General features: G+C 36.5%; 9 protein-coding genes, 2 rRNA genes and 1 riboswitch. All 11 genes read left to right on the top strand.

The annotated features are described in order from the left end of the window. Positions 1–366: ribosomal RNA gene (locus tag B7R67_RS17195) — 23S ribosomal RNA — on the top strand; the annotation flags it as partial. A 55-nt stretch (positions 367–421) separates the two neighbouring features. After that, positions 422–537: ribosomal RNA gene (gene rrf, locus B7R67_RS17190) — 5S ribosomal RNA — on the top strand. A 167-nt stretch (positions 538–704) separates the two neighbouring features. Continuing rightward, positions 705–1,802 (top strand): PRK06851 family protein, encoded by a 1,098-nt coding sequence (locus tag B7R67_RS17185; RefSeq protein ID WP_088072220.1) that lies wholly within the window; start codon positions 705–707, stop codon positions 1,800–1,802. Positions 1,803–2,219: 417 nt separating this feature from the next. Then, a riboswitch (purine riboswitch) is annotated at positions 2,220–2,321 on the top strand. A 112-nt stretch (positions 2,322–2,433) separates the two neighbouring features. Next, positions 2,434–2,919, top strand: a complete 486-nt coding sequence (purE, locus tag B7R67_RS17180; protein ID WP_088072219.1) for a 5-(carboxyamino)imidazole ribonucleotide mutase — start codon at positions 2,434–2,436, stop codon at positions 2,917–2,919. Further along, the gene (purK, locus tag B7R67_RS17175; RefSeq protein WP_088072218.1) at positions 2,916–4,064 is read left to right on the top strand and encodes a 5-(carboxyamino)imidazole ribonucleotide synthase; all 1,149 of its coding nucleotides are present in this window, start codon (positions 2,916–2,918) and stop codon (positions 4,062–4,064) included. The genes purE and purK overlap by 4 nt, the downstream gene beginning before the upstream one ends. Continuing rightward, positions 4,061–5,356 carry an adenylosuccinate lyase gene (purB, locus tag B7R67_RS17170; protein WP_088072217.1) on the top strand — a complete coding sequence of 432 codons (1,296 nt, stop codon included), beginning with the start codon at positions 4,061–4,063 and terminating at the stop codon, positions 5,354–5,356. Before purK ends, purB begins: the two co-directional genes overlap by 4 nt. Positions 5,357–5,474: 118 nt before the next feature. Next, entirely contained in the window at positions 5,475–6,197 is a 723-nt protein-coding gene (gene purC / locus B7R67_RS17165; RefSeq protein WP_088072216.1) for a phosphoribosylaminoimidazolesuccinocarboxamide synthase, read from the top strand. Then, the gene (purS, locus tag B7R67_RS17160) at positions 6,185–6,439 is read left to right on the top strand and encodes a phosphoribosylformylglycinamidine synthase subunit PurS (RefSeq protein ID WP_088072215.1); all 255 of its coding nucleotides are present in this window, start codon (positions 6,185–6,187) and stop codon (positions 6,437–6,439) included. The genes purC and purS overlap by 13 nt, the downstream gene beginning before the upstream one ends. After that, positions 6,436–7,119 (top strand): phosphoribosylformylglycinamidine synthase subunit PurQ, encoded by a 684-nt coding sequence (purQ, locus tag B7R67_RS17155; protein ID WP_088072214.1) that lies wholly within the window; start codon positions 6,436–6,438, stop codon positions 7,117–7,119. The genes purS and purQ overlap by 4 nt, the downstream gene beginning before the upstream one ends. After that, a complete protein-coding gene (gene purL / locus B7R67_RS17150; RefSeq protein WP_088072213.1) occupies positions 7,103–9,322 on the top strand; it encodes a phosphoribosylformylglycinamidine synthase subunit PurL in 2,220 nt (739 codons plus the stop codon). The genes purQ and purL overlap by 17 nt, the downstream gene beginning before the upstream one ends. Further along, positions 9,307–10,719, top strand: coding sequence for an amidophosphoribosyltransferase (gene purF, locus B7R67_RS17145; protein WP_088072212.1), 1,413 nt, complete (start codon positions 9,307–9,309; stop codon positions 10,717–10,719). Before purL ends, purF begins: the two co-directional genes overlap by 16 nt. The last annotated feature ends 50 nt before the right edge of the window (positions 10,720–10,769 follow it).

Genomic DNA, 10,769 nt, shown 5'->3' with positions numbered 1-10,769 from the left:
GGTCCCAAGGGTTGGGCTGTTCGCCCATTAAAGCGGTACGCGACCTGGGTTCAGAACGTCGTGAGACAGTTCGGTCCCTATCCGTCGTGGGCGCAGGAAATTTGAGAGGAGCTGTCCTTAGTACGAGAGGACCGGGATGGACACACCGCTGGTGTACCAGTTGTTCTGCCAAGAGCATGGCTGGGTAGCTATGTGTGGAAGGGATAAGTGCTGAAAGCATCTAAGCATGAAGCCCCCCTCAAGATGAGATTTCCCATAGCGTTAAGCTAGTAAGACCCCTGAGAGACGATCAGGTTGATAGGTCAGAGGTGGAAGCGTGGTGACACGTGGAGCTGACTGATACTAATCGGTCGAGGACTTAACTAACAAGTTTGATAATGACATTATCTAGTTTTGAGGGTACGAAGTACAACTCAATCAATCAGGTGATTATTGCGAAGAGGTCACACCCGTTCCCATACCGAACACGGCAGTTAAGCTCTTCAGCGTCGATGGTAGTTGGGGGTTTCCCCCTGTGAGAGTAGAACGTCGCCTGGTTTACCAAAGCATCAGCTAATCAGCTGGTGCTTTTTTATTTCTTAAAATTTGAAAGTCTAATATCAACTAAAATACCGCCTAAATCTTTAAAAATGAATAATATTTATACTGGGCAAACACCCTTATAAACGAATCTACATAGTTTAAGATTGAATGGAGGGAAAAAAGTGAGAGGAAAAATACTCAACTATTATGCAGGGGGTAACACTGCAAAAGGGTTTTATAATCTCTATGACTCAGCTTTAGAAGGTTTAGACAAAGTATATATTCTAAAAGGTGGTCCTGGTAGCGGGAAATCAACATTAATGAAATCAGTTGGTGAATTCATAGTGAACAAAGGGATCAATATTGAATATTTACATTGTTCTTCTGATACCAATTCAGTTGACGGTTTAATTATCCCAAAATTTCAAGTCGGTATTGTAGATGGAACATCACCTCATGTAATTGAACCGAAAGCTCCTGGTGTGATTGAAGAATATGTAAATTTAGGGGTTGCATGGGATTCTAAGAAATTATCTGCTCATAAAGAAACAATCCTATCACTTAATAGTGACATATCTATAAAATTTCAAACGGCATATGATACATTTGCTGCTGCATTAAAAGCTCATGATGAAATTGAAGAAATTTATATATCAAATATGGACTTTATAGAAGCTAATAAATTGACGGATGAATTAATAGCTCTTTTTTATAGTGATGAATATAATCCGTCGAAGGTCTCTAATGTAAAACATAGGTTTTTAGGTGCTGCAACCCCAAGTGGTGCGGTAGATTTCGTACAAAATCTTACAGAAGACATTGAAAAACGTTATTTTATTAAAGGTAGAGCTGGATCCGGTAAGTCAACTATGCTAAAGAAAATAGCTGCTATGGGAGAAGAAAGAGGATTTGATGTGGAAATTTATCATTGTGGCTTTGACCCAAATAGTCTTGATATGGTAATTATTCCAGAAAAAAGCATTGCAATCTTTGATAGCACAGCACCCCATGAATATTTTCCAGATCGTGAAAATGATGAAATTATTGATATGTATGAAAGATGTATAACGCCAGGTACTGATGAAAAGTTTTCAATTGAAATTGAAAGAACGACTAATTTATATAAAAATAAAATGAAAGAAGCGATATCTTACTTGGCAGAGGCTAAAATTCTAAGAGATGAACTAGAAGCAATATACATTGGAGCGATGGACTTTTCAAAAGTTGAAATGATTCAAGTTGAATTACTAAAAGAAATTGAAAGTATAATAAATAATTAAATTTATTTAATTAGAAAAGTAGACATAATGACATTGGGACACCAGATAGAGTTGGTATTCATTCAAATTGAATTCAAAAGCAGTATACCAATTGGCGGAAATAGCTTTCTGTTGTTGTAATAGTAAAAAAAGGAAAATCACCTCAATATAACTGGACTTTAATAAAAGTAAAGAATTGAAAAAGCTATCATTCCTATATATTCTAGGGATAGATAGCTTTTTGTTTCTTAGATAAATGAATCAAGCGCTACTTAGCAACATGAGTAAGAAAATTTATAATGCAATAGTTACCTGTCATTTAAACTATATTAACTTCGCGAAATATAAGTAAATATAGCAAAACACGAACATTAAAATATTTTTTTAACAAAAACATTCATATTTATTGAAAAAATTATCATAAATTGATACTATGGAAATAGGAAATTTAGCAAACCTCATATAAAGTTGGGAATATGGCCCAAAAGTTTCTACCTAGTAACCGTAAATTACTGGACTATGAGGGGAAGTTAATCACACGTGTACGTTTATTTGTATACGCCTAGGTAGATTATCTTTCTCTTCGTAGAGATATAATACTACTCTAGGCTTTTTTTATTGAAAAATAGCAAACATACTTGGGGGAAAATAGATGAAACCGATAGTTGGTATCATTATGGGAAGTACTAGTGATTGGGAAACAATGAAGAATGCTTGTGATGTACTAGAAGAGTTAAATATTTCGTACGAGAAACGTGTTGTTTCAGCACATCGTACTCCAGATTTAATGTTTGAATACGCAGAAACTGCTAGAGAACGAGGTATACAAGTAATAATCGCAGGTGCAGGGGGAGCTGCTCACTTGCCAGGAATGGTTGCAGCAAAAACAACATTACCCGTAATTGGTGTACCAGTACAATCAAAGGCATTAAATGGACTAGATTCATTACTATCGATAGTACAAATGCCTGGCGGTGTACCAGTCGCTACGGTTGCAATTGGTAAAGCTGGAGCAACAAATGCAGGTTTACTTGCGGCTCAGATTATTGGGATCCACGATCAAGACGTATATCTTGCGTTAGAATCTCGTCGTGAAAATACTAGAAAACAAGTTTTAGAAGGCAGTGAGTTACTATGAATAGTAAAGTAATCCTACCAGGTCAAACAATAGGTATTATCGGCGGTGGCCAACTTGGAAGAATGATGGCACTTTCTGCAAAGGAAATGGGTTATAAGATAGCAGTATTAGATCCTACCCCTAACTCACCATGTGGGCAAGTATCAGATATAGAGATTACTGCAGAATATTCAAATATAGAAGCAATTAAACAGCTTGCTGATGTAAGTGATGTTATAACATATGAATTTGAAAATATTGATGTAAAAGCACTAGAATATTTAGATGAACATGCATATTTACCTCAAGGTAGTGAGTTATTGAAGTTAACAAGAAATAGGTTGACTGAAAAAACAGCAATTCAAAATTTAGGAATTAAAGTTGCTCCATTTCGCTTAGTGGAAAATAAGGAACAATTTTTTAAAGCGGTATCAGCTATCGGTTTACCAGCTGTTTTAAAAACGACTACTGGTGGATATGATGGTAAAGGTCAAGTTGTTCTAAAAACTGAAGAAGATTTTATTGATGGATTAAGCTTAGTTGAGAAACAGCAATGTATTCTTGAAGGATGGGTTCCATTCGAAAAAGAATTGTCAATTATTGTCGCAAGAAATAGTAACGGAGAAGTAAGTACGTTTCCGATAGCAGAGAATGTTCACATTAATCAAATTTTGCATACTTCATCTGTACCAGCAAATTCCTCAAAATTAGTCATGGAAACAGCCGAGAACTATGCAGAAAAGATTGCTAGCTCGTTCCACCTTGTAGGTGTTTTAGCTATTGAGCTATTCGTAACAGCGGATGAGCAAGTTTATATAAATGAATTAGCTCCGCGACCACATAATACGGGACACTATACGATGGAGGCAGTAGAAACTTCACAGTTTAAACAGCATATCCGAGCGGTTTGTAATTTACCATTAGGTAGCACTGAATTACTGAAACCAGTTGTAATGGTAAATATATTAGGTGAACATGTTGAAGAAGTCTTGAATGTAATGCAAAAAGATAGTACATTAAATGTCCATCTTTATGGCAAAGAAGAAAGCAAAAAAGGCCGTAAAATGGGACATATTAATATAATGGGAGCATCTACGGAAGTAGCAATGCAAAAAGTACAAGAGTTAGGGATTTGGAAACAAAGCCCGATGGAGGTAAAAATATGATTGAACGTTATTCACGCCCAGAAATGGCAGCAATTTGGACAGAAGAAAACAAATTTAAAGCTTGGTTAGAAGTTGAAATCTTAGCATGTGAAGCATGGGCTGAATTAGGAGATATTCCTAAAGAAGACGTTAAAGTATTACGTGAAAAAGCTTCTTTCGATATTAACCGAATTTATGAAATTGAAAAAGAAACACGCCATGATGTAGTAGCTTTTACACGTGCAGTTTCTGAAACATTAGGCGAAGAACGTAAATGGGTACATTATGGTTTAACATCAACTGACGTAGTAGATACTGCACTTTCTTACTTATTACGCCAGGCAAATGATATCTTATTAAAAGACATTGAAAACTTTATTGAGATTCTTGAAACGAAAGCAAAAGAACATAAGTACACAGTAATGATGGGACGTACTCATGGAGTTCATGCAGAACCAACTACTTTTGGTTTAAAACTTGCTTTATGGACAGAAGAAATGAAACGTAATTTAGAGCGATTTAAAAATGCGATTGAAACTGTGAGAGTAGGTAAGATCTCTGGAGCTGTTGGAACATATGCAAATATTCCTCCATTCGTGGAAGAGTATACTTGCGAAAAATTAGGACTACAAGCTGCACCGATTTCTACACAAACGTTACAACGCGATCGTCATGCGCACTACATGTCAACTTTATCTTTAATTGCAACTTCAATTGAGAAGTTTGCAACTGAAGTACGTGGATTACAAAAAAGTGAAACACGTGAAGTTGAGGAATTCTTTGCAAAAGGTCAAAAAGGTTCATCTGCGATGCCGCATAAACGTAATCCAATTGGGTCTGAAAACATGACAGGTTTAGCTCGTGTTATTAGAGGTCATATGATTACGGCTTATGAAAATGTATCACTTTGGCATGAAAGAGATATCTCACATTCATCTGCAGAGCGAATCATCTTACCAGATGCGACAATACTTTTAAATTACATGTTAAATCGATTTGGAAATATTGTTAAAAACCTTACAGTATTCCCTGAGAATATGAAACGTAATATGGATCGAACTTACGGATTAATTTATTCTCAACGTGTACTACTTGCTTTAATCGAAAAGGGAATGTCACGCGAAGAGGCATATGATACTGTTCAACCGAAAGCTATGGAAGCTTGGGAAACTCAAGTACAGTTTAAAGAACTTGTAGAAGCAGAGAATAAAATTACTTCTTTATTAACTCAGGAAGAGATCGATGATTGCTTTGACTATAGTTACCACTTAAGTCAAGTCGATACAATTTTTGAACGCTTAGGATTAAATTAAGACGTATATTGTTTGGCTAAGATTTAAAAAGATAGATTCTTAGCCAAACATTTCTAATAAAAGATAAAGCATAATTTCTATTGGGTGTTTAGATGAGGATATGGGAGGCATTGTTGACATGGTGGAGCAAGTAATGTTGTATGAGGGAAAAGCAAAAAGAATCTTTTCTACAGAAAATCCTGAAATCGTAAGAGTTGAGTACAAAGACTCAGCTACAGCCTTTAATGGTGAAAAGAAAGCAGAAATTGCTGGTAAAGGTCGTTTAAATAATGCAATTACTAGTTTACTATTTTCAAAGTTAATGGAAACTGGCATTGCAACTCATTTCGTAGAAAAAACTTCAGAATTAGAACAACTTGTTAAACGAGTAACGATTATACCAATTGAAGTAGTTGTAAGAAATATCGTTGCTGGAAGTTTATCAAAACGTATGGGATTAGATGAGGGTGTAAATTTAGATAAACCAATCATTGAATTTTATTATAAACGTGACGATTTAGGTGACCCGATTATTAATGAAGATCATATCGCTGCACTTAAATTAGCAACAACAAATGATCTTGAAACAATTAAAGAGATTGCTCTCCGTGTAAACAATGTACTAGTAGAACTTTTTAATGAATGTAATGTTCGATTAGTCGATTTTAAATTAGAATTTGGCAAATTAAATGATGGAACAGTTTTATTAGCAGATGAGATTTCACCAGATACTTGCCGATTATGGGATAAAGATACAAACGCAAAATTTGATAAAGATGTATTCCGTAGAGATTTAGGTAACTTAACAGATGGATACGAAGAAATTTTAAAACGCTTAGGGGGATTATCATGTTCAAAGTAAGAGTATTCGTTACATTAAGAGAAAGTGTTTTAGATCCACAAGGAAATGCAGTGAAAAACGCACTTCATAGCATGAATTTTAGCGAAGTTCAAGATGTTCGTATCGGTAAATATATGGAATTAATGATTGATAAAAATGTTGCAGATTTAGATGCGTCAGTTAAAGAAATGTGTGAAAAATTATTAGCAAACATCGTAATTGAAGATTACCGTTATGAGGTAGAGGAGGTAGTCGCACAGTGAAGTTTGCAGTAATTGTGTTCCCGGGCTCAAATTGTGATATTGATATGTATCATGCAATCAAAGATGAGTTAGGCGAAGAAGTAGAATACGTATGGCATGATTCAACGAATTTAGATGAATTTGATGGTATTTTATTACCAGGTGGTTTCTCATATGGTGATTACTTACGCTCTGGCGCAATTGCAGGTTTTGCAAACGTGATGGACGCTGTAAAGAAAGCTGCTGCTGATGGTAAGCCAGTATTTGGAGTATGTAATGGATTCCAAATTTTAACTGAAGCAGGTCTTTTACCAGGTACACTAAGACGTAATGACAAATTAAAGTTCATGTGTAAACCTGTTGAACTAATTGTTGAAAATAATGAAACGATGTTTACAACTGGTTATGAAAAAGGTCAAGTAATTACTGTACCAATTGCACACGGTGAAGGAAATTACTATTGTGACCAAGAAACTTATGAATCTCTTAAAAGTAATAATCAGATTATTTTCCGTTATCAAAATAATCCGAATGGTAGCTTAGATGATATTGCAGGAATTGTGAATGAAAAAGGAAATGTATTAGGAATGATGCCACACCCTGAGCGTGCAGTCGATGCATTATTAGGTAGTGCAGACGGACTTCAACTATTTCGTTCGATCGTAAGAAACTGGAGGGAAAACCATGTCGTTACTTCTTGAGCCAAATCCAATGCAAATTGAAAATGATAGAATTTATGCCACTATGGGCTTAACTGATGAAGAGTTTCAATTAATCAAATCAATAATCGGTCGCAACCCAAATTATACAGAGCTTGGTTTATTCTCTGTAATGTGGTCAGAACATTGTAGTTATAAAAACTCAAAGCCTTTATTACGTAAGTTCCCAGTAAGTGGTGAACATGTTTTACAAGGACCAGGTGAGGGTGCAGGTATTGTTGATATTGGCGACGAGCAAGCTGTAGTTTTTAAGATCGAAAGTCATAATCACCCTTCTGCTATTGAGCCATATCAAGGTGCAGCTACTGGTGTTGGTGGAATAATTCGTGACGTATTTTCAATGGGAGCACGTCCTGTTGCCCTTCTAAATTCTTTACGCTTTGGAGAATTAGAAACTCCTAGAGTGAAATATTTGTTTGAAGAGGTAGTTGCAGGTATTGCTGGATATGGAAACTGTATTGGTATTCCAACAGTTGGTGGAGAAGTAAACTTTGATCCTTGTTATGAAGGTAATCCTTTAGTAAACGCAATGTGTGTTGGATTAATCAACCATAAAGACATTAAAAAAGGTCAAGCACATGGTGCTGGAAATACAGTAATGTACGTTGGTGCTTCAACTGGACGTGATGGAATTCATGGTGCAACTTTTGCTTCTGAAGAATTATCTGATGCATCTGACGAGAAACGCCCAGCGGTTCAAGTAGGCGATCCATTTATGGAGAAGTTATTACTTGAAGCATGTTTAGAAGTTGTACAAAATGACGCTCTTGTTGGAATCCAAGATATGGGTGCTGCTGGATTAACTTCTTCATCAGCAGAGATGGCTTCAAAAGCTGGTATGGGAATTGAGATGAATCTTGATTTAGTTCCACAACGTGAAGCAGGTATGTCTGCTTATGAAATGATGTTATCAGAATCACAAGAACGTATGCTATTAGTAGTAGAAAAAGGTAGAGAACAAGAAATCGTTGATTTATTTGAAAAGTATGACCTTCACGCTGTATCTGTAGGACGTGTAACGGATGATAAGATGCTTCGTTTACTTCATAAAGGTGAGGTAGTTGCTGAATTACCAGTAGATGCTCTTGCTGAAGAAGCGCCAGTGTATCATAAACCATCTAGTGTACCTGCATATTATGGTGAGTTCCAAGCGATGGAAAATTATATTCCTGAGATTAATGATTCAAAAGAAACATTAAAACAATTACTTTCTCAACCAACAATCGCAAGTAAAGAGTGGGTTTATGGACAGTATGACTATATGGTTCGTACAAATACAGTAGTTGCTCCAGGTTCTGATGCTGCTGTAATCCGTATTCGTGACACTAAAAAAGCGCTAGCAATGACAACTGACTGTAATGCTCGCTACTTATATTTAGATCCTGAAGTTGGTGGTAAAATTGCAGTTGCAGAAGCAGCACGTAATGTAATTTGTTCAGGTGCTCGTCCACTTGCAATTACAGATTGCTTAAACTTCGGAAATCCAGAAAAACCTGAAATTTTCTGGCAGTTAGAAAAAGCAACTGATGGTATGAGTGAAGCTTGTAATGTACTAAGCACTCCAGTTATCGGTGGTAACGTATCATTATATAACGAAACAAACGGTGAAGCAGTTTATCCGACTCCTGTAGTTGGTATGGTAGGTCTAATTGAAGACGTTAAGCATATTACAACTCAAAACTTCAAGGACGCTGGTGATTTAATTTATGTTATCGGTGAAGCAGAAGCGGAGTTTGGTGGAAGTGAACTTCAAAAATTATTAAATGGCAAAATCTTTGGTAAGGCACCAAGTATCGATTTAGCTGTTGAATCGAATCGACAAGAGCAAATTCTTGCTGCAATTCAAGCAGGCGTAGTTGCTTCTGCACACGATCTATCTGAAGGTGGCTTAGCCGTAGCGATTGCTGAAAGCACATTTGGCCCGTCAGAAGTTGGTGCAACGATAACAATTGAAGGTAATGAAGTTGTTTCATTATTTAGTGAAACTCAATCACGTTTCTTACTTTCAGTTAAACCTGAACATAAAGAACAATTCGAAGCATTAGTAGATGCAAAATTAATTGGTACTGTAACAGAAGAGAAATCAGTAACAGTTCGTAATGAAAATAATGAAACAGTTCTTCATGCTTCAGTTGAGGAACTTAAACAAGCTTGGAAAGAGGCGATCCCATGCTTGCTGAAATAAAAGGATTAAACGAAGAATGCGGAATCTTTGGAATTTGGGGGCATACAGATGCTGCCCAAATCTCCTACTATGGTCTTCATAGTTTACAACATAGGGGCCAAGAAGGTGCTGGTATCGTTGTAACTGATGGAAATGACCTTGAAGGTGCAAAGGGACTTGGATTAATAACAGAAGTTTTCAGTAAAGGTCAGCTAAATGATTTACACGGAAAAGCTGCTATCGGTCATGTTCGTTATGCAACTGCTGGTGGCGGAGGCTATGAAAATGTTCAGCCTCTACTATTCCAATCACATACAGGAAGCATTGCTCTTGCTCATAATGGTAATTTAGTAAATGCTTCAAGGCTTCGTAAAGATTTGGAAATGCAAGGTAGTATTTTCCAGACTACTTCAGACACAGAAGTACTTGCACATTTAATCAAACGTAATGGATCTGCTCCAATAAAGGACAGCATTAAAGCGTCTTTAAATATGATTAAGGGAGCTTTCGCTTACTTAGTTCTAACAAAAGATGCAATGTATGTCGCGTTAGATCCTAATGGCTTTAGACCATTAGCCTTAGCAAAACTAGGCAATGCATATGTTGTAGCTTCAGAGACTTGTGCGTTTGATGTAGTTGGCGCTAAATATATCCGTGACATTAATCCGGGTGAGTTACTGATTATCTCGGATGAAGGAATTGAATCGGATCAATTTACTTCAACAGTTAATCACACAATTTGTAGTATGGAATACATCTATTTCTCTCGTCCAGATAGCAATATTGATAATATCAATGTTCATGCTGCGCGTAAAAATATGGGAAAAGTTTTAGCAAAAGAAGCTCCTGTTGAAGCTGACGTAGTAATTGGTGTACCCGATTCAAGTATCTCGGCTGCTGTTGGATACGCTGAAGAATCAGGCATTCCATATGAGCTTGGATTAATTAAAAATCGTTATGTAGGACGCACGTTTATTCAACCTTCTCAAGAGCTTCGTGAACAAGGAGTTAAAATGAAACTTTCTCCAGTCCGTTCAATTGTTGAAGGAAAACGTGTCGTAATGGTTGATGATTCAATTGTTCGAGGAACGACAAGCCGACGTATTGTACAAATGCTTCGTGATGCAGGTGCAAGCGAAGTTCATGTTCGTATCGGTGCACCACCACTGAAAAATCCTTGCTACTATGGCATTGATACATCAACTAGAGAAGAATTGATTGCAGCTACTCATACAATTGAGGAAATGTGTCAGGAAATCGGTGCGGATACATTAGAATTTATTAGTTTAGAAGGTTTATTAGGTGCGATTGGTAGAAATCATGCTGGACCAAATAGAGGACAATGTACTGCATGCTTTACAGGTTGTTATCCAACTGTAATCTATGATGAAAACGAATTAGTACATTCTCATAATTAAATAAAAAAATGAGGCGGCGAGGGAAGTCGCTGCCTCTTTTGAATTGAATC

It is taken from the genome of Gottfriedia luciferensis, from assembly GCF_002156865.1.
In the GTDB taxonomy this organism is placed as follows: domain Bacteria; phylum Bacillota; class Bacilli; order Bacillales; family Bacillaceae_G; genus Gottfriedia; species Gottfriedia luciferensis.
Note: the sequence above shows the minus strand (reverse complement) of the source record. Positions and strands in the feature narration are given on the sequence as shown.

Coding starts and splice junctions, on each gene's coding strand:
- purF (WP_088072212.1), top strand. CDS start 9,307: ATGCTTGCTGAAATAAAAGGATTAAACGAAGAATGCGGAATCTTTGGA.
- purE (WP_088072219.1), top strand. CDS start 2,434: ATGAAACCGATAGTTGGTATCATTATGGGAAGTACTAGTGATTGGGAA.
- purB (WP_088072217.1), top strand. CDS start 4,061: ATGATTGAACGTTATTCACGCCCAGAAATGGCAGCAATTTGGACAGAA.
- purK (WP_088072218.1), top strand. CDS start 2,916: ATGAATAGTAAAGTAATCCTACCAGGTCAAACAATAGGTATTATCGGC.
- purS (WP_088072215.1), top strand. CDS start 6,185: ATGTTCAAAGTAAGAGTATTCGTTACATTAAGAGAAAGTGTTTTAGAT.
- purL (WP_088072213.1), top strand. CDS start 7,103: ATGTCGTTACTTCTTGAGCCAAATCCAATGCAAATTGAAAATGATAGA.
- purC (WP_088072216.1), top strand. CDS start 5,475: ATGGTGGAGCAAGTAATGTTGTATGAGGGAAAAGCAAAAAGAATCTTT.